This is a genomic window from Caulobacter sp. 17J65-9, assembly GCF_010975005.1.
In the GTDB taxonomy this organism is placed as follows: domain Bacteria; phylum Pseudomonadota; class Alphaproteobacteria; order Caulobacterales; family Caulobacteraceae; genus 17J80-11.
In genome coordinates this window covers 12,122-34,507 of sequence record NZ_JAAIVC010000021.1, presented here as the reverse complement: position 1 = coordinate 34,507, position 22,386 = coordinate 12,122, and the positions used below count along the sequence as shown (strand labels likewise).

Genomic DNA, 22,386 nt, shown 5'->3' with positions numbered 1-22,386 from the left:
CAGCTTGGTCTCCGCCACCGGCCGGGCGCGGCCGCGCGGGCCGGCCTGGGCCGGGCCGCCCTTGGCAGGGGCCTCGCCGACCAGCGGCGCGACCGCAGCCTTCATGGTCTGCGGGAACGAGATATAGGCGCCGGTGAAGGCCAGGGTCGCCAGCGGAATGCAGATCCAGAAGCCGACCAGATGGTGCAGGTTGCCGGTGAACAGCGGCCCGCGCGTCCAGCGCAGCCCCTTCAGGAAGGCGCCGTTGCGCGGCCACCAGAGCCACAGGCCGGTCAGGGCCGAGGTCAGCATGGCCCAGCCGAACCAGCCCACCACCTTGCGGCCGACCTCGGGGATGTTCAGCGTGCCGTGGAAGACGTGCAGCACCCGCAGCACGCCGGTGTTGGCGTCGCCCTGGTCAAGCACCCGCGCGGTGGCCGGATCCAGCCACACGGTCGGCCGCGGGGCCGAGCCCGGGCGGGCGCCCTTCACCGGCTTGCCGGCGGCGGTGACCACCACCGGCGACGCGGCATGGTCGGGCAGTTCGATGGCGGCGATCCGCTCGTCGGGCTTCAGCACCGCGCGCGCAGCCTGCGCGTAGGCGGATGGCGGCAACGAGGCCGCCTCGGCGGAGGTGTTGTAGCGCTGGGGATTGGCGATCGCGTCGGTCCAGTCGTGCCAGACCAGCAGCGCGCCGCTCAGGCTCAGCGGGATCAGCACCGCCGACAGCAGCACCCCGATCCACAAGTGGACCTGGAACCACACTCGCCGCAAATCGCCCCGCCGCGCCATGCCGGTCGCCCCTTATTGCTAAGTTTCGCTTGCCTAGCGGCTCTGCGAGTGATTATCAATCACCCGCAATTGAGAACCACTCGCAAAAGCGAACGCTGAGGGGCGCAATAGTAATGAGATCGTCGAACCCGTCGGGGGTGAAAGCCGCCGCCAAGACCGCCGTCCTGCGGGTGACCCTGGCCGGCGCGGCCGCCGCCCTGCTGGCCCCCGCGGCCCTGGCCGAGACCGTGGACGCGGACGACGAGCCCACCACCGTTTCGAGCGTGACGGTCGAGGCCCAGGGCGCCGAGCGCTCGGCCGATCCGAAGATCGGCAAGCTGCTCGACGCGCCGCAAAGCATCACCGTCGTCCCGCAGGAGGTGATCGAGGCCCGCGGCGCGACCACGCTGCGCGACGTGCTGCGCAACGTGCCCGGCATCAGCATGCAGGCCGGCGAAGGCGGCGTGCCGAACGGCGACAACCTGACGATCCGCGGCTTCAGCGCCCGCACCGACATGTTCGTGGACGGCGTGCGCGACGTCGGCGGCTACACCCGCGACTCCTTCAACCTGGAGAGCGTCGAGGTGATCAAGGGCCCGGCCTCGGCCTATGTCGGCCGCGGCTCGACCGGCGGCTCGATCAACCAGGTCAGCAAGACCCCGACCCTGGACCGCTTCGTCGCCGGCACGGTCGGCGGCGGCTCGTCGGCCTACGCCCGCGCCACGGTCGACGCCAACCTGCCCCTCAGCGAGACCGCGGCGCTGCGCCTGAACGCCATGGCCTACAGCGCCGACGCGCCGGGCCGCGACGAGGTCTACGCCCGCCGCTGGGGCGTGGCCCCGACCATCGCCTTCGGCCTGGAGACCGCCACGCGCCTGAGCGCCGGCTGGCTGCACCTGGAGCAGGACAACCTGCCCGACAACGGCATTCCGTGGGTGTCGAACAACAACGTCCCGCTCGCCGCCTGGCGGGACAAGCCCGCGCCGGTGAAGCGCAGCAACTTCTACGGCATCCTCGGGCGCGACCACGAGGACGTCGTGACCGACGTCGGCACCCTGAAGATCGAACACGACTTCTCGGAAGCGCTGAGCCTGTCCAACACCCTGCGCTACATCCGCACCCACCGGGACTCCGTGTCGACCTCGCCGCGCTTCCCGAGCAACGGCCTTTCGGCGGACGTGTACGCCGAGTTCAAGCACCGGGATCAGATTGACGACATCCTGATCAACCAGACCCTGCTCGAGGCGGACTTCAGCACCGGGAGCCTGCAGCACGACGCCGTGGCCGGCCTGGAGCTCAGCGTCGAGAAGTCGAAGAACCACTTCCTGAGCGACCTGAACCAGACCGCGAGCCTCACCAACCTCTACAACCCCGATCCGCACCGCACCTACGCGATCGCCATCAAGGACAATGGGATCAACAAGGCGCAGGGCGACGGGGTCAGCCTGTTCGCCTTCGACAAGGTCGCCCTGGACGAGCACTGGGAACTGGCCGCCGGCGTGCGCTGGGACCGCTACGCGCTCACCTACAACCCGTACGCGCTGATTCCGGCGACGCCGCCGACCCTCCCGGCGCGCGACGTCGGCGAGAGGACCGACGAGATGGTCAGCTGGAAGGCCGGCGTGATCTACAAGCCCGTCCGCGCCGGCAGCATCTATTTGAGCTACGGCACCTCGTTCAATCCCGGGATCGACTTCCTGAACCTCGCGACCGCCACGCCGGCGAGCCCAGACATCGCCCCCGAGAAGAGCCGCTCCTATGAGCTGGGCACGAAGTGGGAATTGCTGGACCGGAGACTGCTGGCCACCGCCGCTGTGTTCCGCACCGAGAAGACCAATGCGCGCACCCCCGGCGAACCGGGTGATCCGCTGATCGTGCTGGAAGGCGAGCAGCGCGTCGACGGCTTCGAGATCGGTCTCAGCGGCGCACTGACCCAGACGGTCACAGTGTTCGGCGGCTACACCTGGATGGACGGTCAGATCCTGGACTCCAACACCCCGGCCGAGGTCGGCAAGACCCTGTCGAACACGCCGGAAAACACCTTCAACGTCTGGGCGACGTGGGAGCCGGTGGAGAAGGTGCAGCTGGGCGCCGGCGCGCAGTACGTCGGCGAGCGCTTCGCCAACAACACCAACACCCGCGAAGTGCCGGCCTACTGGACCTTCGACGCCATGGCCGCCTACGACGTCACCGACGACGTCTCGGTCCGGCTGAACGTCTACAATCTCGCCGACGAGACCTATTTCGACAGCCTGAGCGGCGGCCACCTGGTCCCCGGCGCGGCGCGGTCGGCGGTGGTGAGCCTGGGCTTCCGCTTCTAGTCCAGATTGATCAAGCTTGAGGGCCCCGTTCCGGCGGGGTCCTTTTGCGTTCGGAGGCCCCATGTTGCTGCAAGTTCCCGACGTGCTGACGCCCGAGCAGGTGGCCTATGCGCGCCAGGTGCTGGAGACCGCGCCCTGGGCGGACGGCCGCATCACCGCCGGCCACCAGTCGGCGCTGGCCAAGCGCAACCGGCAGCTGCCGCAGGACTGCGTCCAGGCGCTGGACCTGGGCGCGATCGTCACCAAGGCCCTGGAGCGCAACCTGCTGTTCCTGTCGGCCGCCCTGCCCCAGCGGATCTATCCGCCGCTGTTCAACCGCTACGAAGGCGGCCAGGACTTCGGCAATCACGTCGACAACGCCATCCGCCGCCTGCCCGACGGCTCGGGCGCCGTGCGCACCGACCTCTCCGCCACCCTGTTCCTGGCCGATCCGGACGAGTACGACGGCGGCGAGCTGACCGTCGACGACACCTACGGCGTCCACCAGGTGAAGCTGCCGGCAGGCTCCATGGTGCTGTATCCGGCGTCCAGCCTGCACCGGGTCGAGCCGGTCACCCGCGGCGCGCGCGTGGCCTGCTTCTTCTGGATCCAGAGCCTGGTGCGCGACGACGCGCGGCGGACCCTGCTGTTCGACATGGACCTGTCGATCCAGCGCCTGGCCGAGACCGCCGGCCACACCGATCCGCAGATCGTCGCCCTGACCGGCTGCTACCACAACCTGCTGCGGATGTGGGCCGAGCCCTGAGGCCGTACCCTGGCGCCAAACCCTGACGCTTGCCTCCCCTCCCCGGCCCCGGCACGCTGATCGGCGCCATCCGAGCGGGAGGACGCCATGCCCGGCCGGGACCTTCGTCTGGAACGAGCTGCGCGTGCGCGAGGTCGAGAAGGCCAAGGCCTTCTACGCCCGCACCCTGGGCTGGACCTACGAGCCGTTCGGCGGCGGCGAGCACGAATACTGGGTGGCCAAGGCGGGCGACGCCTACGTCGCGGGCTTGATGGACCTGACCCCGCCCGGCATGGCCGGCGCCCCGGCCGGCTGGTTCGGCTTCATCGAGGTCGACGACGTCGACGCCCGGGTGGCCGAGGCCAAGAAGGCGGGCGCCCAGGTTTTTCGCGAGCCGTTCGACATCCCCGGCGTCGGCCGCATCGCCGTCCTGGTCGACCCGACGGGGGCGGAAATCGGCTGGATGACGTCGGCGACGCAGGGCTGAGCGAGGATCCTTCTCCCCTTGAGGGAGAAGGAGGGACCCGCCTGCCGGAGCCCGAAGGGCGAAGGCTCAGGCGGGAGGATGAGGGGTCGCGCCGCGTTTGACGCTGAGTGGTCGCGCGACCCCTCATCCTCCCGCGCAGCCCTGCGCTGACGCTCCGGGGCGCGGGCTCCGTCCTTCTCCCTCAAGGGGAGAAGGAAAGCTTGTGGCCCCTGCCCCCGAAACCGCGCTAGAGAGCGCCGTTCCGGCAAGCGAGGGCGGTGATGGCGAAGCGGTACGCCAACCTGATCGGCGGCGAATGGATCGAGGGCGCGCAGGCCGCGCCTAACCTCAACCCGTCCGACCTGGACGACGTGGTCGGCGAGTTCGCGCAAGGCGACGCCGCCGACGTCGACCGCGCGGTCGCCGCCGCGCAGCACGCCCTGCCCGCCTGGAGCCGCGCCACCGCGCAAACGCGCGGCGACCTGCTGGACAAGGTCGCCGACCGCCTGCTGGCCCGGGAGGCCGAGCTCGGCGAACTGCTGGCCCGCGAGGAGGGCAAGACCCTGGCCGAGGCCAGGGGCGAGGTGCAGCGGGCCGGACGCATCTTCAGGTTCTTCGCCGGCGAGTGCTGGCGCGCGGTCGGCGAGGTGCTGCCCTCGCAGCGCCCGGGCGTCAGCGTCGAGACCCGCCGCGAGCCGGTCGGCGTGGTCGGCCTGATCACGCCCTGGAACTTCCCCATCGCCATCCCCGCCTGGAAGGCCGCGCCTGCGCTGGCCTACGGCAACACCGTGGTGATCAAGCCGGCCGACATCGTGCCGGCCAGCGTCTGGGCCCTGGCCGAGATCATCCACGAGGCCGGCGCGCCGGCCGGCGTGTTCAACCTGGTGATGGGCCGCGGCTCCGTGGTCGGCGAAGCGCTGATCAACCACACGGGCGTCGACGCCATCTCCTTCACCGGTTCGCAAGGGGTCGGCGGGCGCATCGCCGAGGCCTGCGCCAAGAAGTTCAAGCGCTTCCAGCTGGAGATGGGCGGCAAGAACCCGCTGGTCGTGCTGGACGACGCCGACCTGGACCTGGCGGTCGAGGGCGCGCTGAACGGCGCCTTCTTCTCCACCGGCCAGCGCTGCACCGCGTCGAGCCGGCTGATCGTCACCAAGGGCGTCTACGGCGAATTCGTCCGTCGTCTGAAGACCCGGCTTGAAGGCCTCAAGGTCGGCGACGCGCGCGACCCGGCGAGCCAGATGGGCCCGGTCGTCTCCGACCCGCAGCTGCGCCAGAACCTCGACTATGTGCGCGTCGGCACGGAAGAGGGCGCGACCCTGGCCTTCGGCGGCGAGCGGCTGGAGCTCGGAAAGCGCGGCTTCTACATGCGCCCGGCCCTGTTCACCGACGTCGACAACTCGATGCGCGTCGCCCGCGAGGAGATCTTCGGCCCCGTCGCCGTGGCCATCCCCGCCGACAGCGCCGAGCACGCACTGGAGATCGCCAACGACACCGAGTTCGGCCTGTCGGCCGGCGTCTACACCACCTCGTTGAAGCACGCGCGGATGTTCCAGGACGGCCTGAAGACCGGCATGGTCATGGTCAACCTGCCGACCGCCGGCGTCGACCTGCACGCCCCGTTCGGCGGCACCAAGGCGTCGAGCTTCGGGCCCCGCGAGCAGGGGCCGTACGCGCGCGAGTTCTACACCCGCCTGAAGACCTCCTACGTCCAAGCCTGAGAACGCATCCCATGTCCGCCAATCCCAACGCCGCGCGCCGGCTGGTCGAAGCCCTGGTCGCCAACGGCGTGGACCACGTGTTCTGCGTTCCGGGCGAGAGCTATCTGGCCGTGCTGGACGCCCTGGCCGACGTCGAGGACCGCGTGCGTGTGGTCGCCTGCCGCCATGAAGCCGGCGCGGCCAACATGGCCGAGGCCTACGGCAAGCTGACCGGCCGCCCGGGGATCTGCATGGTCACCCGAGGCCCCGGCGCCACCCACGCCAGCGTCGGCGTGCACACGGCGCATCAGGACTCCACCCCGATGATCCTGTTCGTCGGTCAGGTGGCGGCGGCCGACAAGGGCCGCGGCGCCTTCCAGGAGGTCGACTACCACGCCGCCTTCGGACCGCTGTCGAAGTGGGCGGCCGAGCTGGACGAGCCGGGCCGCACGGCCGAGATCGTCGGCCGCGCCTTCGCCACCGCCACGCAAGGCCGCCAGGGCCCGGTGGTGCTGGCCCTGCCCGAGGACAAGCTGCACGAGGACGGCGGACCCGCCCCGGTGCGTCCGGTCGCCCCGGCCCGCGCCGGCCTCGACCCGGCCGTGCTGGAGACCATCGAGCAGCGCCTGAAGGAGGCCGAAAAGCCGCTGGTGGTGCTGGGCGGCTCGGGCTGGACCCGCCCGGCGCTGGCGGCGCTCAGTGACTGGCTGAAGGCGCACGACCTGCCGGTGGCGCTGTCCTTCCGCCGCAAGGACCTGATCGACAACGACCACCCCTGCTATGTCGGGGACCTGGGCCTCGGCCCGAACCCCAAACTGGTCGAGCGGGTGAAGGCGGCCGACCTGATCCTGGCGATCGGCGCGCGGCTGGGCGAGAACCCGACCCAGGGCTACTCCCTGCTGACCCCGGAGTTCACCGCTCAACGGTTGATCCACATTCACCCGGGGCCGGAGGAGCTGGGCCGGGTGTGGCCGGCCTTCGCCGCGGGCGTGGCCGACGTCTCGCCGGCCGCCCTGGCCATCGCCGCGCTCGGCGGAGACCGCAAGTGGACCGCCTGGCGCGAGGCCGCCCGGGCCGACTACGAGGCCTTCACCGCACCCATCGACGTGCCGGCGGCGGTCAACCTGTCCGAAGTCGTCGCCCACATGGCCGAGGTGCTGCCGAAGGACGCCATCTTCTGCAACGGCGCCGGCAACTTCGCCGCCTGGCTGCACCGGTTCATCCGTCATCGGAGCTTCCGCACCCAGCTCGCGCCCACCTCGGGGGCCATGGGCTACGGCTTCCCGGCCGCCGTCGCCGCCAAGCTGGTCCACCCCGAGCGCGACGTCGTCTGCTTCGCCGGCGACGGCGATTTCATGATGACCTCGCAGGAACTGGCCACCGCCGTGCAGTACGGCGCGAACGTCGTCACCGTCGTGGTCGACAACGGCACCTACGGCACCATCCGCATGCACCAGGAGCGGGAATATCCGGGCCGGGTGATCGCCACCGACCTGCAGAACCCCGACTTCGCCGCCTACGCCCGCTCCTTCGGGGCCTGGGCCGAGACAGTCGACCGCGGCGACGACTTCCCCGCCGCCTTCGCCGCCGCCCGCGCGGCCGGCCGCCCGGCGCTCATCCACCTGAAGACCGACCCCGAGCAGATCGCGCCCGGCCGGACCATCACCCAGCTGCGGGGCGGAAGAGCCTGAGGTTCCTTCTCCCCTTGAGGGAGAAGGACGGAGCCCGCGCGCCGGAGGCGTAGCCGAAGGCCTGCGCGGGAGGATGAGGGGTCGCGCTGCGGTGGGAAGCTGAGAGGTCGCGAGACCCCTCATCCTCCCGTCCTGACCTCCGCCCTTCGGGCTCCGGTGGACGGGACCCTCCTTCTCCCACAAGGGGAGAAGGAGCTAGCCCACCAGCCCCGCCCAAGCGCCGGCCCGCAGCGTCTCGCCGCTCCACGCCCCCGCCAGGCCCGCCACCTTGCGTCGGGCCGCGTCGCCGATCCGGCGGCGCCGCTCGGGATCGTCGGCCAGCGCCCGCAGCAGGCCGGCCGCCTGGTCGAGGTCGGGCTCGGCCCATTCGCCGCCGCGGTACATGCCCGAAGGGTCGCGGATCGGAGCCAGGCCGAAGTCCACCAGAGCGGCGCTGTCGGCGTCCAGGAAGTCCAGCGGCCCCGACCAGCCGGTGGCGACCACCACCTTGCCCAGGGCCATGGCCTCGGCCAGCGACAGGCCGAAGCCTTCGGCCCGATGCAGCGACAGGAAGGCGTCGACGCTGGCCACCAGGTCCAGCACGCCGGCGTCGGTCAGCTCCTCGTCGAGCACGCGAATGTCCGGACGGTCGGCGACCGCCGCGTAGAGCGCCCGCGCCCGGGCCGGGTCGGCCTCCAGCTTCACGGCCTTCACCGTCAGGCGCGCGTCGGGCCGCGGCTGCGGAAACGCGCGCCGCCAGGCCTCCACCGCCCCCATCGGGTTCTTGCGCACGAAGGTCGAGCGCGCGTCGAAGGCGCTGAGCACGTTGAAGGCGCCGGGCTCGAGCCCGAAGCGACGCGGATCCGCCTTCGCCCCGCCCACGTCGGGCAGGGGGTGCGGCATGACCTTGAGCCGCGGCTCCAGGTCCGCCCGCCCCTCGGCGCGGAAGGCCGCGGCCAGCGCGTCGCGGGTGTAGCGGCTGGTCGCCCAGATTTCGTGAAACCAGGGCGCGGCGCGCACCCAGGCGGCCGGCGCCTTGGGCGTCTCCCAGGCCCAGTAGCCGATCCGGTAGCGCCCCGCCCACGCCTGCGGCTGGTGGGTCAGGAAGGCGATCTCCGCCTCGGGGGCGTTGGCGTGGATCATCCAGACGCCCCCGTCCCGCTCGGTCGGCAGGGTCATGCCGGCGCGGCGGATGCGGAAGAAGGACGGCCGCAGGTCGTGGCGCACCACCGGCCAGCCGGCCGCCTCCAGCGCGTCTGCGGTCATGCGCCCGGCCCGGCCGACGCCCAGCACCTCGTTCATGAAGCCGGTGACCACCAGCGGCCCGGGCCGGATCTCGGCGGGCGCGGCGGGCGGCGTCCACTGCGGCGAGCGCGCCAGCCGCAGCCCCGACAGCACGGTGCGCACCACCGGGCGCCGGACGGCCGGCGGAAGCCACCCGATCACGCTCATCGAGCGCAGCCTTTCGTCGTCCCGCGAGTTGTGCGCGGGAACACACGCTCACGGACGGGGTGACGCATGAAGGGCATCGTTCTGGCCGGCGGATCGGGGACGCGTCTGCATCCGGTAACGCTCGGGATCAACAAACAGCTCCTTCCCGTCTGGGATAAGCCGATGATCTACTATCCCCTGTCCATCCTGATGATGGCGGGGATCCGGGAGATCCTGATCATTTCAAGTCCGAGAGATCTGCCCTCGATGAGGGCCGTGCTCGGCGACGGGCGGGTCTGGGGCGTGTCGCTGAGCTATGCGGTCCAGGACCAGCCGCGCGGGGTGGCCGACGCCTTCCGTGTCGGCGCCGACTTCATCGGCGGTCGGCCCTGCGCGCTGGTGCTGGGCGACAACCTATTCTACGGCGCCCAGCTGGAGAGCCAGATGCTGGCCGCCGCGCGCCGCACCAAGGGCGCGACCGTCTTCGCCCAGCGGGTGCGCGACCCCAACCGCTTCGGCGTGGTCGAGATGGACGCCTCCGGCCGGGCCCTGGCCCTGGAAGAGAAGCCGCTGGACGCCCGTTCGAACTGGGCGGTGACGGGGCTCTATTTCTACGACGCGGAGGTCACCGAACTGGCCCGCACCCTGAAGCCCTCGGCCCGCGGCGAGCTGGAGATCACCGACCTCAACCGCCTATATTTGGAACGCGGGCGGCTGCGGGTCGAGCGCATGGGCCGCGGCTACGCCTGGCTGGACCTCGGGGCCTTCGAGGCGCTGATGGAGGCCGGCGAGTTCGTGCGCACCATCGAGCACCGCCAGGGGCTGAAGATCGCCTGCCTGGAGGAGATCGCCTTCGCCAAGGGCTGGATCGACGAGGAGGGCCTGCTGGCCCGGGCCGCCGAACTGGAGAACTCGCCCTACGGGGCCTATCTGCGCGGAATCGTGGAATCCAGCCTGCCCAGCCCGCCGATCGGCTCGACCGAGGGGCTGGCGGCCTACAAGGCCGGCGCGGCGCTGATTTGAACCCGCAAGTTTACGGGCGCTAAAGCCTGATCCCCGCAGAGTTCCCGGCCAAGTGACAGGCAGGGCGTCGGGAGCCCGGCGAGGCGTTCAGGTGCAGGCGGGGACCAGGCAGTCGCGGACAGGCGACCACGGGCGGACGCCCGTGGACCGGCTGGTCGCCGTCGACGCCCAAGCCGCCATCGACCGCCTGCAGGGTTCGCCGCTGGCCGCCGAGGGCCGCGTCCACCTGCTGGGCCTGGACGCCGTGCGCGAACGCCTGGGCGAGCGCTGGCCCGGCAAGCGTCAGCAGATCTGGGACAACGTCGAACGCTGCCTGACCCGCAAGCTGGGCGTGGTCGGCTGGTTCCTGCGCGTCGGCGAAGCCGACTTCCTGGTGGTGCAGCCCGCCGCCACCCGCTTCGAGGCCCAGGCCCTGTGCCTGAACGCCCTGAAGGAGGTGCTGACCTTCTTCCTGGGACAGGCGCGGGCCGCCGACCTGACCTTGCGCGAAGTCACCGAGGTGTCGGCCGCGGGCCTGGCCTACCGTCGCCTCGACCCGTCCGAGATCGCCGACGCGGCCATGGAGGTCGCCACGGCCGAGGCGCCGCTGCCGCCGCTGCGCCGGGTCGAACCGGCCGCCTGGAGCGTCATGGCCGCCCAGGACGGACGAAGCCTGAACGTCTCCTGCGCCATCCAGCCCCTGTTCGAGCTGTCGCGCCTGACCCTGATCGGCCACCGGCTGCAGCCCCGCGTGATGGACACGGCCACCGGCAGGGTCCTGACCCCCGCCCAGATCGACGCCCTGGACTGGGCCGACCGCGAGCGGGTCGACCTGGCGGTGCTGGAGCGCGGCCTCGCGCGCCTGAAGAGCGACCCGCGCCGCGAGCAGAAGCCCGGCGTGGTCGTGCCGCTGGCCTTCACCACCCTGGCCTCGACCCGCGGCCGCGCCGCCCTGGCCCAGGCCTTCTGCGACGCGCGCGACGACCTGGCGCTGAAGACCCTGGTCAGCGTCCAGGGCCTGAAGGGCGTGCCGACCGGCCGTCTGTGGGAGGCCGTCTCCCTGATCCAGCCGTTCTGCTTCGCAGTCACCGGCGCGGCCGAGCCCGATCGCGCCGCGGTCCAGCGGCTGACCGGCTGCGGGCTGAAGGGCCTGACCTTCGAGTGCGATCCCGGCGTGCACGAGGACGAGAACGCGCTGTTCGGCTGGCTGCGGCGGGTCGCGCGACTGGCCGAGCCGGTCGCGCCGAGGCGGCTGGTCGCGGGCCTGGCCTCCCCCCGCCAGCTGGCGATCGCGCGCCTGGCCGGCTTCACCCACGCCAGCCTGGGCCCGCGCGCCCCGCGGCCGGCGAAGGCGAACGCCTGAAGCCGGACGCCTGACACCCGTCCCGTCGCGGGCGGTTTTCGCCCCCGCAAGAGACCGCAAGGCGCGACCCGTTCGCCCTCGCGCCCGTTGCTGGGGGCGGAGGAGCCGTTTGCAGGTATTCCCATGCCCCACCGTCCGACGGCGCGCGGCGCGCCCTTTATCGGCGTCGTCTGGCTGGTCGCGGCCGGCCTCCTCGTCCTCAGCCTCGGCCAGGACCTCCTGCTGCTGGAGGCGCCGGACGCGGCCGTTCGCCGGGTCTGGCTGATCGACGTGGGCCGGGAGGACAGCCTGCTGGACTGGCTGCACGGCGGCGTGCTGGCCGCGATCGCCGTCCTGCTGTTCAAGGTCGGCCGCGCGGAACGCGCCGCCGGGGACGAGTTCGCCGCGCACTGGCATCTGCTGGCGGTCGCGTTCGGCGCGGTCGCCGTCGGCGAGCTGACGCACCTGCACGAACCCGTGCTCCGCGCGACAGCCCCGGCCCTGCACCCGACCTGGCCGCCAAGTCCGGCGCTGGGACTGGCGATCGCCGCCTTCGCCCTGCTCGGCGCCGCCTACGCCCGCTTCGTCGCCGCCATGCCGGTGGAGATCCGCACCCTGGCGATCCTGGTGGCGGTGCTGTTCGCCGTCGACGCCGCGGCCTTCGATCCGCTGGTCGACGCCGCGAGGCGGGCCCAGGGTCCCGACGGCCTGGGCTTTCGCCTGACGGTGACCCTCGAAGAGGCGCTGGAGCTGAGCGCGGCCGCCCTGACGCTCTACGCCGTCTCGCTGTGCCGGCGCCTGCAGCAGGCCGACGGCCGGGCGTGAGCCGGACGGGCGATCACGCGCCCTTTGCCCCCGTTCGCGAGTTGTCCGCCGAACGCGAGGGAACGGGACCATGAAACACCAGGGAAGCTGCTTCTGCGGCGCGGTCGGCGTCGAGGCCGAGGGCGAGCCCCAGGCCATGGGCTATTGCCACTGCAACTCCTGCCGCTCCTGGTCGGCCTCGCCGGTCAACGCCTTCAGCCTGTGGAAGCCCGAACAGGTAAAGGTCACCAAGGGCGAGGCGCACCTGGCCGGCTACCAGAAGACCCCCTTCACCGAGCGCATGTACTGCGACCAGTGCGGCGGCCACCTGATGGGCCGCCACCCGACGCTCGGCATGACCGACGTCTACGCCGCCACCCTGCCGACCCTCGACTTCAAACCGGCCGTGCACGTGAACTACGCCGAGACCGTCCTGCCCATGAAGGACGGCCTGCCCAAGCTGAAGGACTTCCCGGCCGAATTCGGCGGCTCGGGGGAGATGGTGGCGGAGTGAGCGGCTGTAAGCCTTCCTCGCCAAGGCGAGGGAAGTAATTCGTTGCTCAGCCCGGTCGGGCCACGATCATCCGGACCTTTTCCGCGACCTCGTCCAGCGTCGCGGACAGACGGGTCACGTGGGAGGCCGAGGCGGTCATCTCCGGCCCATAGCGGGTCACGACGTACTCGCGGGTCGCAGCCACCGTCTTGAGGTGCTGGGTCGTACGCCGTCGAAGCACGAGGCCGCGTTCCGCCGCCTGCCTCGCCCTTTCCGCGAAGTCGTGCTGCAGGCCGCGCAGCCTGCTCGCGGAATACCCGCGGTGCAGTAGGAGGGCGTTCAAATAAAGCTCAATGGCGTGCAGGGCGGACAACCTGAAAGGGGCACGCGACAACGGCTTTCCGCGCTGGCCAGCCGGCAGCAGCAAATGCGCTGCACGCCGGTACTCGTCAGCCAACCTGAGGAGATCCTCCGGCGCGGCCAGCGCTCCGGGATAGGGGTCAGGCGACGTCGAGGTCCGTGCATCCATCGCGGTCAAGGTGTGCCGCGCCCGTCCGCCTTTCCACCCTCCTCGCCGGGAAACCAGAGTTTCCCCGGCCACCGGTGGCGTTTCGGTCACGCCTCGGATTGAGCCTCACGCCCGGGTCGTGCGACGGTCGCCCCGCCGGAACGCGGAGGGGGCCGCAGGCATGCTCTTCGTCGCCTATTTCGTCACCTTCGCCGTCTTCTCGGTGATCTTCACCCGCGAGGTGATCGCCCCGGCCTCGGGGGCCAGCTGCGACAAGCGCTGGCGGATCTACGCCGGCGCGCTGAACGCCGCCAATCTGGTCGCCGTGGTGGCCGCCGGCTTCCTGTTCGAGACCTGGATCGACGGCCATTCGCTCTTGCGCCTGCGCGAGACGGTCGATCCGCTCACCGGCAGCGTCCTGACCTTCCTGGCCGCCAGCCTGGTCGCCTACTGGTGGCACCGGGCGGTCCACAGGTCGGACCGGCTGTGGCGCTGGGTGCACCAGTTGCACCACAGCCCCGCGCGGATCGAGGCCCTGACCGCCTTCTACATCCACCCGTTCGACGCCCTGCTGGCCTCGCTGCTGAACGCCTTCGTAGCCTACGTCGTGCTGGGCGTGGACGGCGTGTCGGCGGCGCTGGCGCTGATCTACGTGACCCTGTTCAACCTGGTCGCCCACGCCGACCTGCGCTCGCCCTGGTGGCTGGGCTTCATCGTCCAGCGGCCGGAGATGCACCGCGTCCACCACCAGCGCGGCGTGCACGCCGGCAACTACGGCCTGCCGCTGTGGGACCTGGTGTTCGGCACCTGGCGCAACCCGCGCGTCGGTCCCGCGGAGTGCGGCTTCGCCGACGACAAGGAACGGCTGATCGGCCAGATGCTGATGCTGAAGGACGTGAAGGGGTAGCGATCTGCACCTTTGCCGTGTGTTATGGGATCGGCGCCGCGTGAGACGATCCGCGTGGCGGAGGGGAAACCGATGAAGACCATCACCACTGCGGCCGTCGCGCTGACCATCGCCATGGGCGCCGCCGGCGCGGCTCAGGCGGGCCCTGCATCGGACGCCTTTGGCGAGTGCCTTGTGCAGTCGTCCACGGGCAAGGACCGGATCATCTTCGCCCAATGGATGTTCGCCGGCCTCAGCGTTCACCCGAGCGTCGCGGGGATGTCGAACGTCACGGCGCAACAACGCACCGAGATCAGCCAGCAAACCGCCGCCGTCATGGATCGCCTGGTGCTGAAGGACTGCCGGGCCGAGGCGATCGCCGCGATCAAGCAGGACGGCACTGAGACCATGAGCACCAGCTTCTCGGCGTTCGGGCGCGCCGCGATGACCGAGCTCATGTCCAACCCCGCCGTCGACAAGCAGATGAGCGCGATCGGCGACCACATCGACGCCGACCGCTGGGAAGAGCTGCTGAAGGCCGGGAGCAAATAGAGCTGTGACGGCTGAGTTGGGGGGCCGCATGGCCAAATCGGGTTTCTGGAAGATCGCGCTGCCGTGGAATATCGGCACTCTGATCGCTTTCCTCGCAGCCCCCCAAGAATACAAAGCCCTCGTCGGGTTGGGCGGGTTCATTGGAATGACGGCTCACCTCGCCTCACGCAGGTCCGGTAAAGCCCGCGAATAGCTTCCCGCGCCCCATCGACGCGGGAGCGATGACGCGAACGTCGGTTTGGGCTATCAGGCGGCCCGTTTTGCCGCCGGAGCCCGCATGACCGACGCCTCGACCAAATCCGCGCCCAAGGTGGGCTTCGTCAGCCTCGGCTGCCCGAAGGCGCTGGTCGACTCCGAGCGCATCCTCACCCGGCTGCGCGGCGAGGGCTACGAGATCAGCCCGACCTACGAAGGCGCCGACACGGTCGTGGTGAACACCTGCGGCTTCCTGGACAGCGCCCGCGAAGAGAGCCTGGACGCCATCGGCGAGGCCCTGGCCGAAAACGGCAAGGTGATCGTCACCGGCTGCCTCGGCGCCGAGGCCGAGGTCATCCGCGAGCGCTTCGCCGACAAGGTCGAGATCACCGGCCCGCACGCCTACGACGCCGTGGTCAGCGCGGTGCACAAGCACATCGCCCCGCCGACCGATCCGTTCCGCGATCTGGTGCCGGCCCAGGGGATCAAGCTGACGCCCAAGCACTACGCCTACCTGAAGATCTCCGAGGGCTGCGACCACCGCTGCAGCTTCTGCATCATCCCGCAGCTGCGCGGCGACCTGGCCTCGCGCCCGGTCCGCGACGTGCTGAAAGAGGCCGAAGCCCTGGTCGACGCCGGGGTGAAGGAGCTGCTGGTCGTCTCCCAGGACACCTCCGCCTACGGCCTGGACATCAAGTACGCGGAAGGCGAGTGGCGCGGTCAGAAGTACCGGGCCAACCTCGAGGAGCTGGCCCGCGGACTGGGCGAGCTGGGCGTGTGGACCCGCCTGCACTACGTCTACCCCTACCCGCACGTGGACGCGGTCATCCCGCTGATGGCCGAGGGCAAGATCCTTCCCTACCTGGACATCCCCTTCCAGCACGCCTCGCCGCGCGTGCTGAAGGCCATGCGCCGCCCGGCCAACCAGGAGAAGACCCTGCAGCGCCTGGCCGACTGGCGCGCGGTGGCCCCCGACCTGACCATCCGCTCGACCTTCGTGGTCGGCTTCCCGGGCGAGACCGAGGAGGACTTCCAGTTCCTGCTGGACTGGTTGGAAGAGGCCCGGCTCGACCGCGTCGGCGCCTTCGCCTACGAGAACGTCGAGGGCGCCAAGGCCCGCGACCTGCCCGACCACGTGCCGGAAGAACTCAAGCAGGAGCGCCGCGAGCGCTTCATGGAGGCGGCCCAGAAGATCAGCCGCGCCAAGCTGCGCGAGAAGGTCGGCCGCGAGATCGAGGTGATCGTCGACGAGGTCCGCCGCGACGGCGTGGCCGTGACCCGCTCGCGGGGCGACGCCCCCGAGATCGACGGCAACGTGTTCGTGAAGGGCGGCGGCCTCTTGAAGGTCGGCGAGTTCGCCAAGGTGAAGGTCACCAAGACCGAAGCCTACGACCTGTGGGCCGAACCGGCCGGCCGCCTGAACCGCCCGCCGCTGGCCCCGCGCCCCGGCGCGCGCATGCACCGGGTTATTTCGAGGCTTTGACGTCCTCCTTCTCCCCTTGCGGGAGAAGGTGCCCTGCGGAGCAGGGCGGATGAGGGGTGTCCGCGCCGAGACTTCAGGATGAAGGGCTTGCTCGCGCGCGACCGTCCGAGGTCGCGCCGACACCCCTCATCCGACGCGCTCCGCGCGCCACCTTCTCCCGCAAGGGGAGAAGGATCGGCGCTCAACATTGATCAATGCGCGTACGGCGTCGCCACGCTCTTGGTGATGAAGCCGTGGGTGGCCTCGCCCAGGCCGGCGATAATGAACTGCACGGCGAGCGCGCAGAGGATCAGACCCAGCACGCGCACGACGATGGCCATGCCGATCTTGCCCAGGACGCGGCTGATCGGGCCGGTCAGGGCGAAGCTGACGAAGGTGGCCACGCCCACGGCCAGGATGACGCCGAGGCCCGCCAGCATGCCCGGCACGCCGAACTTCTTCACCTCGCTGGCCTGGATGATCACCGCCGAGATCACGCCCGGGCCGATCAGCAGCGGCATGCCGAACGGCACGATCAGGCGCTCGAAGCGCTTGCGGGCGTATTCGCTGACCTCGTGGCTGGGATCGCCGGCCTCGGCGTCGGCGAAGGCGGCGATGAAGTCCTCGCGCGCCATCTCCAGGCCCAGCAGGAACAGCAGCACGCCGCCGGCGATGCGGAAGGCGGCGATGGAGATGCCGAAGAACTGCAGCAGCGCCAGGCCGGTGAAGAAGAAGAAGGTCAGGAAGGCGACGATGAACAGCGACAGGTACGCCGCCAGCCGCCGCCGCTGGGCCGAGCTCGCGCCGCTGGTGGCGGCCGCGTAGATCGGCACGTTCCCGACCGGATCGATCAGGGCGAACAGGGCCACGAAGAAGTTGACCGCGAGTGCGGCGAGGCTCATTGGGACCCCTCAGCCAAATCCGAATCGACGCACCCCTTGCGCCTTGGGCGAGCTTTAGCCGCGCCCAGCCTGGCCGCAACCTGAAGGACGCTGAAAATGACCGCCGATCCCCGCCTCATCGTGGCCCTGGACGTGCCGACCGTGGCCGAGGCCCGCGCCCTGGTGGAGCGCATCGGCGACGCGGTCAGCTTCTACAAGGTCGGCCTGCAGCTGTTCGCCGGCGACGGCATGGCCCTGGCCCGCGAGCTGAAGGCCCAGGGCAAGCAGGTGTTCCTGGACTGGAAGCTGCACGACATCGGCGCGACCGTTGAGAAGGCCGCGACCGCCCTGGCCGTCGCCGGCGGCGACTTCCTGACCGTGCACGGCGAACCGCAGGTCATGCGCGCGGCCGTAAAGGGCGCGGGCGACAGCGGCCTGAAGGTGCTGGCCGTCACCGTCCTGACCAGCCTGACCGACGCCGACCTGGCCGAAATGGGCTTCGCCTACACCGCCGCCGAACTGGTCGAGCGCCGCCTGCGCCAGGCCATCGACGCGGGCTGCGACGGGGTGATCTGCTCGCCCCAGGAAGCCGCGCGCATCAGCGAGATCGCCGGCGCGGCCGGCCGGCCGGACTTCATCATCGTCACCCCCGGCGTGCGCCCGGCCGGCGCCGCCACCGACGACCAGGCCCGCATCGCCACGCCGAAGCAGGCCCTGCAGGCCGGCGCCACCCACCTGGTGGTCGGCCGCCCGATCACCGCCGCCGCCGATCCGCGCGCCGCCGCGCAGGCGATCGCGGCGGAGATGCGCGACGCCTGATCCTTCTCCCCTTGAGGGAGAAGGACGGAGCCCGCGCCCCGGAGCGCCAGCGAAGGGCTGCGCGGGAGGATGAGGGGTCGCGCCGCAGTCCGAAGCTGAGAGGCCGGCGCGACCCCTCATCCTCCCGTCCTGACCTCCGCCCTTCGGGCTCCGGTGGACGGGTCCCTCCTTCTCCCTCAAGGGGAGAAGGAAAGCTTCCTTCGCCTGCGGCGTCATCCCGCTTGCCGCCGTTCCGCGCCCCGCCTACCACTGGCGCGTGAGCACCGTGACCGTCGCCGACGCCCCGCCCCGCAAGAAGAAGAGCCTGATCGGCTCGTCTCTGGTTTTCTCCGCCTGGACGCTCGTCAGCCGGTTGATGGGCTTCGCCCGCGACATCGTGCTGACCAGCGCGCTCGGGGCCAGCGCCACGGCGGCGGCCGACGCCTTCTACACGGCGTTGAGCTTCCCCAACCTGTTCCGCCGCATCTTCGCCGAGGGCGCCTTCGCGGCCGCCTTCGTGCCGGCCTATGCGCGCAAGCTGGAAGGCGACGGCGAGGACGCGGCCGACGCGCTCGCCTCGGACGCGCTGGCCACCATCGCGGCGGTGACCCTGGCGCTCAGCCTGGCGGCCATGCTGGCCATGCCCTGGCTGATGCTGGCCATCAACCCGGGCTATTCGGGCGACAAGTTCAAGCTGGCGGTGATGCTCACCACCATCACCATGCCCTACCTGCCCTGCATGGCGATCGTGGCCCTGCTGTCGGGCGTGCTCAACGCGCGTCACCGCTTCGCCCTGTCGGCCGGCGTCGCGGCCGTGCTCAACATCGTCATGCTGATCGCCGTGCTGCCGCAGCACGAGCCGATCGCCGCCGCCAAGGCCGCCTCCTGGGGCGTGCTGGTCGCCGGGATCATCCAGGCGACGATGCTGTTCGTCGGCGCGCGCCGCCAGGGCGCCAAGATCCGCCTGCGCCTGCCGCGCCTGACGCCCGAGATCAAAGCCCTTATCGGCCTGGCCATTCCCGGCGCCATCGCCGCCAGCGCCACCCAGATCAACATCTTCGTCTCGCAAGCCCTGGCCTCGATGGGCGAAGCGGGCGCCCGCGCCTGGCTGAACGTCGCCGACCGCCTCTACCAGCTGCCGCTGGGCCTGGTCGGCGTGGCCGTCGGCGTGGCCCTGCTGCCGCGCCTGGCCATGGCGGTGCAGGCGAAGGACCACGACGGCGCGCGCGACGCCATGGACGAGGCCCTGACCTTCACCCTGGCCCTGACCCTGCCGGCCGCCGCGGCCCTGTTCGCCATGCCGGTCTTCCTGATCGACGGCCTGTTCACGCGCGGCGCCTTCCACGCCTACGACGCCCAGCAGACCGCGCTGGCCTTGCTGCACTACGGCTGGGGCACGCCCGCCTTCGTGCTGGTGCGCATCCTGACCCCGGCCTTCTTCGCGCGGCTGGACACCAAGGCGCCGATGCGCTTCGCCCTGATCTCGGTGGTGGCCAACATCGTGCTCGGCGTCGGCCTGTTCCAGGTGATCGGCTTCTCCGGCATCGCCGCGGCGACCAGCGCCGCCTCCTGGCTCAACGTCACCATGATGTGGATGACCCTGCGCAAGCGCGGCGACTACACCCCCACCAAGCAGGCCGTCTCGCGCTGGGCCCGCATCGCGCTGTCGGCCGGCATCATGGGCGCCCTGCTGTTCGCCGCCCAGACCTTCCGCCCGATGGTCGAGGCCCCGTTCGCCGGCATGAGCCTCGACATCCTCGGCCACCACGTGCTGGGCCCGAAGGAGTACGCCGTCGCGGCCGTGGCCCTGGCCGGCGTGGCGCTCTACGCCCTGCTGCTGCCGCTGACCGGCGCGATCACCCCGGCAGACCTGAAGCGCGCCCTCAAGCGCGATCCGAAGGCCAAGGCTGCGGCCGGCACCGACTTGCTCTGAGCCGGCCCTTGGGAGTAACTGCGCGGCGATGATGCTGACGGGACGCATGACGGACGAGACGCACGGGCGGCGATGGCGCCGCGCGATCGCTCGCGTCTGACTCCCTCCGTCCGTTTCCGCCAGAAAGATCTCCCATGACCGACCAACCGACCCCCGCCTACGCGGGTCCTGAGCGCGTGCTGTCCGGCGTGCAGCCCTCCGGCGCGCTGCACCTGGGCAACTACCTGGGCGCGCTGAAGAAGTTCGTCGCCCTGCAGGACCAGTTCCCGACCTTCCTGTTCGTGGCCGACATGCACGCCATCACGGTGTGGCAGGACCCGGCGCTCTTGGCCGACCAGACCCGCGAGATCGCCGCCGCCTACCTGGCCGCCGGCCTCGATCCGAAGAAGGCCGCCATCTTCCCGCAGTCGGCCGTGCGCGCGCACGCCGAGCTGGCCTGGGTGTTCAACTGCGTCGCCCGCCTCGGCTGGCTCGACCGCATGACCCAGTTCAAGGAGAAGTCGGGCAAGCACAAGGAGCGGGCCTCGATCGGCCTGTACACCTACCCGGTGCTCCAGGCCGCCGACATCCTGGTCTACAAGGCCACCCGCGTGCCGGTGGGCGAGGACCAGAAGCAGCACCTGGAACTGACCCGCGACATCGCCGCAAAGTTCAACAACGACTTCAACGCGCCGGGCTTCTTCCCGCAGCCGGACCCGATGATCCAGGGCCCGGGCGCGCGGATCATGAGCTTGCGCGACGGCTCGGCGAAGATGTCGAAGTCCGACCCGTCGGACATGTCGCGCATCAACCTGACCGACGACGCCGACACCATCGCCAAGAAGATCAAGAAGGCGACCACCGACCCGAACCCGCTGCCCGAGGACATCGCCGACCTGGAGGGCCGCCCGGAAGCCAAGAACCTGGTCGGCATCTACGGCGCTCTGGCCGGGATCTCCTCGGCCGAGGTGCTGAAGCAGTTCGGCGGCCAGGGCTTCGGGGCCTTCAAGCCGGCGCTGGCCGACCTGGCGGTCGAGAGCCTGGCCCCGGTCAGCGACGCCATGCGCCGCTTCCTGGGCGACAAGGCCGAGATCGACAAGGTGCTGGCCGACGGCGCCGCCCGCGCCAGCGAGATCGCCGAGCCGACCGTGGCCGAGGTCAAGCGCCTGGTTGGGTTCTGGCCCGGCCGTGCCTAAGTAGAGGCCGAGTTCAGGAGCCTTTCGATGTCTGTCCGCGTCCTCGCCGCAGCCGCCGCTATTCTGGCCCTGGCCGCCGTTCCCGCCGTCGCCCGCCAGGCGTCGGCGGGGTCGCTGGTGGTCAAGGACACCCACATGCGCGCCTCGCTGGGCGCCAACCCCAACACCGGCGCCTATCTGACGGTGACCAACCGCGGCGCCGCCAAGGACAAGCTGGTCGGGGCCTCATGCGCCTGCGCCGCGCGTGTCGAGCTGCACGAGATGTCCGACGTCGGCGGCGTGATGAAGATGAAGAAGGTCGACGCCTTCGAGGTCCCGGCCGGCGGTCAGCTGGTCCTGGCCCCGCGCGGCAAGCACCTGATGGTCTTCGGCCTGACCCAGCCGGTGAAGACCGGCGACATGGTGCAGATGACCCTGCGGTTCGAAAAGGCCGGCGCGGTCACCACCAGCTTCCACGTGATGAACGACCCCGGCGCGACCGGCGGCGGCGGCGGCCACCAGCACCACTGAGGGGCGTCAGCCCTTTAGGAACCTCTCGAACCGCTGCACCGCTTCGCCCAGCAGGTCGGCGTCGAAGGTGATGGGCAGGGGCACGCGGATGCCCGGCTCGTCGAAGGCGTGGGTGCCGTCCGGCGACCACAGCTCCAGATCCACCCCGGCCGCCAGCGGAGCGGCGTAGACCTTCATGTGGGTGCGCACGGTGGCCATGTGGTCGCGCCGCGGCACGACCCCGAAGGTGCGCGGCGCGCGCAGCCAGGGCCGGCGCGAACTGCGGGCCAGCACGCCGACATACGGATAGCCCAGGAACAGCCGCTCGACCCCGGACAGCCAGCGCGGATCCGGGTCGGCCAGCCCCGCCTCGCCGCGGCGCAGCAGGGGCATGGTCATCAGGTCCATGATCGACCAGCCGCCGTGGCTCCAGCCGGCCAGGGCGACCCGCTCGGGATCCACCCCCGGCAGCTGCGAAATCCCCCAAACCGCGGCCAGCACGTCGCCGGCGCGCTTGGCCCCGCGCAGCAGGGCGCCGGTGCAGACGAACGTGGCGGCGAAGCGCTTGGACCAGCCGCGGTGGCCGTAGCTGGACACCAGATAGGCCCGCCACCCGGCGCGCACGGCCGCCTTCACGTATTCCATATGGTGCTTACGCACCCCGCCACAGCCGGGGAACATCAGGACGGCCGGACGCGGCAGGTCGTCCTGAGGACCGAACTGCAGCACGTGCGGGTATAGCTTCGCCCAGCGGCCCCTAAGCGTGTCCATGAAACTCCAACCCCCGCCTCAACGAACGCGGGT

At 70.9% G+C, this 22,386-nt stretch carries 21 protein-coding genes; 16 read left to right on the top strand and 5 right to left on the bottom strand.

The genetic code is table 11. The annotated features are described in order from the left end of the window. On the bottom strand, positions 1–771 hold a 771-nt coding region (locus G3573_RS05965; RefSeq protein WP_163260082.1), incomplete at its 3' end, for a PepSY-associated TM helix domain-containing protein. A gap of 113 nt (positions 772–884) precedes the next feature. On the opposite strand from G3573_RS05965, the gene G3573_RS05960 reads away from it, so the two are divergent. The 5 genes from G3573_RS05960 (at position 885) to G3573_RS05940 (ending at position 7,652) form a co-directional block, all read left to right on the top strand. Next, the gene (locus G3573_RS05960; RefSeq protein WP_163260080.1) at positions 885–3,071 is read left to right on the top strand and encodes a TonB-dependent siderophore receptor; all 2,187 of its coding nucleotides are present in this window, start codon (positions 885–887) and stop codon (positions 3,069–3,071) included. Positions 3,072–3,132: 61 nt separating this feature from the next. After that, positions 3,133–3,816, top strand: a complete 684-nt coding sequence (locus G3573_RS05955) for a Fe2+-dependent dioxygenase (RefSeq protein WP_163260077.1) — start codon at positions 3,133–3,135, stop codon at positions 3,814–3,816. 124 nt (positions 3,817–3,940) lie between these two features. Then, positions 3,941–4,282, top strand: a complete 342-nt coding sequence (locus G3573_RS05950; RefSeq protein WP_205598096.1) for a VOC family protein — start codon at positions 3,941–3,943, stop codon at positions 4,280–4,282. Positions 4,283–4,542: 260 nt separating this feature from the next. Continuing rightward, positions 4,543–5,982 carry an aldehyde dehydrogenase family protein gene (locus G3573_RS05945; protein WP_163260074.1) on the top strand — a complete coding sequence of 480 codons (1,440 nt, stop codon included), beginning with the start codon at positions 4,543–4,545 and terminating at the stop codon, positions 5,980–5,982. An 11-nt stretch (positions 5,983–5,993) separates the two neighbouring features. Next, positions 5,994–7,652, top strand: coding sequence for a thiamine pyrophosphate-binding protein (locus tag G3573_RS05940; protein ID WP_163260073.1), 1,659 nt, complete (start codon positions 5,994–5,996; stop codon positions 7,650–7,652). A gap of 195 nt (positions 7,653–7,847) precedes the next feature. Here G3573_RS05940 and G3573_RS05935 read toward each other — a convergent pair whose 3' ends face one another. Continuing rightward, positions 7,848–9,083, bottom strand: coding sequence for a glycosyltransferase family 4 protein (locus G3573_RS05935; RefSeq protein WP_163260072.1), 1,236 nt, complete (start codon positions 9,081–9,083; stop codon positions 7,848–7,850). A 66-nt stretch (positions 9,084–9,149) separates the two neighbouring features. Between G3573_RS05935 and rfbA the strand changes: the two genes are divergently transcribed. The 4 genes from rfbA to G3573_RS05915 all read left to right on the top strand — a co-directional run bounded on the left by rfbA (position 9,150) and on the right by G3573_RS05915 (position 12,724). Beyond that, complete coding sequence (rfbA, locus tag G3573_RS05930) at positions 9,150–10,085, top strand: glucose-1-phosphate thymidylyltransferase RfbA (protein WP_163260071.1); 936 nt, start codon at positions 9,150–9,152, stop codon at positions 10,083–10,085. A 142-nt stretch (positions 10,086–10,227) separates the two neighbouring features. Then, a complete protein-coding gene (locus tag G3573_RS05925) occupies positions 10,228–11,427 on the top strand; it encodes a hypothetical protein (protein WP_163260068.1) in 1,200 nt (399 codons plus the stop codon). A gap of 123 nt (positions 11,428–11,550) precedes the next feature. After that, entirely contained in the window at positions 11,551–12,231 is a 681-nt protein-coding gene (locus G3573_RS05920) for a hypothetical protein (RefSeq protein ID WP_163260065.1), read from the top strand. 70 nt (positions 12,232–12,301) lie between these two features. Further along, the gene (locus G3573_RS05915) at positions 12,302–12,724 is read left to right on the top strand and encodes a GFA family protein (protein WP_163260063.1); all 423 of its coding nucleotides are present in this window, start codon (positions 12,302–12,304) and stop codon (positions 12,722–12,724) included. Positions 12,725–12,770: 46 nt separating this feature from the next. On the opposite strand, the gene G3573_RS05910 is transcribed toward G3573_RS05915, so the two are convergent. Then, the gene (locus tag G3573_RS05910) at positions 12,771–13,241 is read right to left on the bottom strand and encodes a hypothetical protein (RefSeq protein WP_205598095.1); all 471 of its coding nucleotides are present in this window, start codon (positions 13,239–13,241) and stop codon (positions 12,771–12,773) included. A 151-nt stretch (positions 13,242–13,392) separates the two neighbouring features. On the opposite strand from G3573_RS05910, the gene G3573_RS05905 reads away from it, so the two are divergent. From G3573_RS05905 to rimO, 3 genes are all read left to right on the top strand, one after another. After that, positions 13,393–14,118, top strand: coding sequence for a sterol desaturase family protein (locus G3573_RS05905; RefSeq protein WP_163260060.1), 726 nt, complete (start codon positions 13,393–13,395; stop codon positions 14,116–14,118). Between the two features lie 72 nt (positions 14,119–14,190). Beyond that, complete coding sequence (locus tag G3573_RS05900) at positions 14,191–14,649, top strand: hypothetical protein (RefSeq protein ID WP_163260057.1); 459 nt, start codon at positions 14,191–14,193, stop codon at positions 14,647–14,649. 277 nt (positions 14,650–14,926) lie between these two features. After that, positions 14,927–16,327 carry a 30S ribosomal protein S12 methylthiotransferase RimO gene (gene rimO / locus G3573_RS05895; RefSeq protein WP_163260054.1) on the top strand — a complete coding sequence of 467 codons (1,401 nt, stop codon included), beginning with the start codon at positions 14,927–14,929 and terminating at the stop codon, positions 16,325–16,327. Between the two features lie 191 nt (positions 16,328–16,518). Here rimO and G3573_RS05890 read toward each other — a convergent pair whose 3' ends face one another. After that, a complete protein-coding gene (locus G3573_RS05890; protein WP_163260052.1) occupies positions 16,519–17,208 on the bottom strand; it encodes a MarC family protein in 690 nt (229 codons plus the stop codon). A gap of 96 nt (positions 17,209–17,304) precedes the next feature. Here G3573_RS05890 and pyrF point away from each other — a divergent pair, with 96 nt between their 5' ends. From pyrF to G3573_RS05870, 4 genes are all read left to right on the top strand, one after another. Then, positions 17,305–18,006, top strand: coding sequence for an orotidine-5'-phosphate decarboxylase (gene pyrF / locus G3573_RS05885; protein ID WP_163260050.1), 702 nt, complete (start codon positions 17,305–17,307; stop codon positions 18,004–18,006). Positions 18,007–18,271: 265 nt separating this feature from the next. After that, positions 18,272–19,918, top strand: a complete 1,647-nt coding sequence (gene murJ / locus G3573_RS05880) for a murein biosynthesis integral membrane protein MurJ (protein WP_346427345.1) — start codon at positions 18,272–18,274, stop codon at positions 19,916–19,918. A 134-nt stretch (positions 19,919–20,052) separates the two neighbouring features. Next, entirely contained in the window at positions 20,053–21,093 is a 1,041-nt protein-coding gene (gene trpS, locus G3573_RS05875) for a tryptophan--tRNA ligase (RefSeq protein WP_163260048.1), read from the top strand. Positions 21,094–21,120: 27 nt separating this feature from the next. Further along, positions 21,121–21,603 (top strand): copper chaperone PCu(A)C, encoded by a 483-nt coding sequence (locus tag G3573_RS05870; RefSeq protein ID WP_163260046.1) that lies wholly within the window; start codon positions 21,121–21,123, stop codon positions 21,601–21,603. A 6-nt stretch (positions 21,604–21,609) separates the two neighbouring features. On the opposite strand, the gene G3573_RS05865 is transcribed toward G3573_RS05870, so the two are convergent. Continuing rightward, complete coding sequence (locus tag G3573_RS05865) at positions 21,610–22,353, bottom strand: dienelactone hydrolase family protein (protein WP_163260044.1); 744 nt, start codon at positions 22,351–22,353, stop codon at positions 21,610–21,612. Positions 22,354–22,386: the final 33 nt, after the last annotated feature.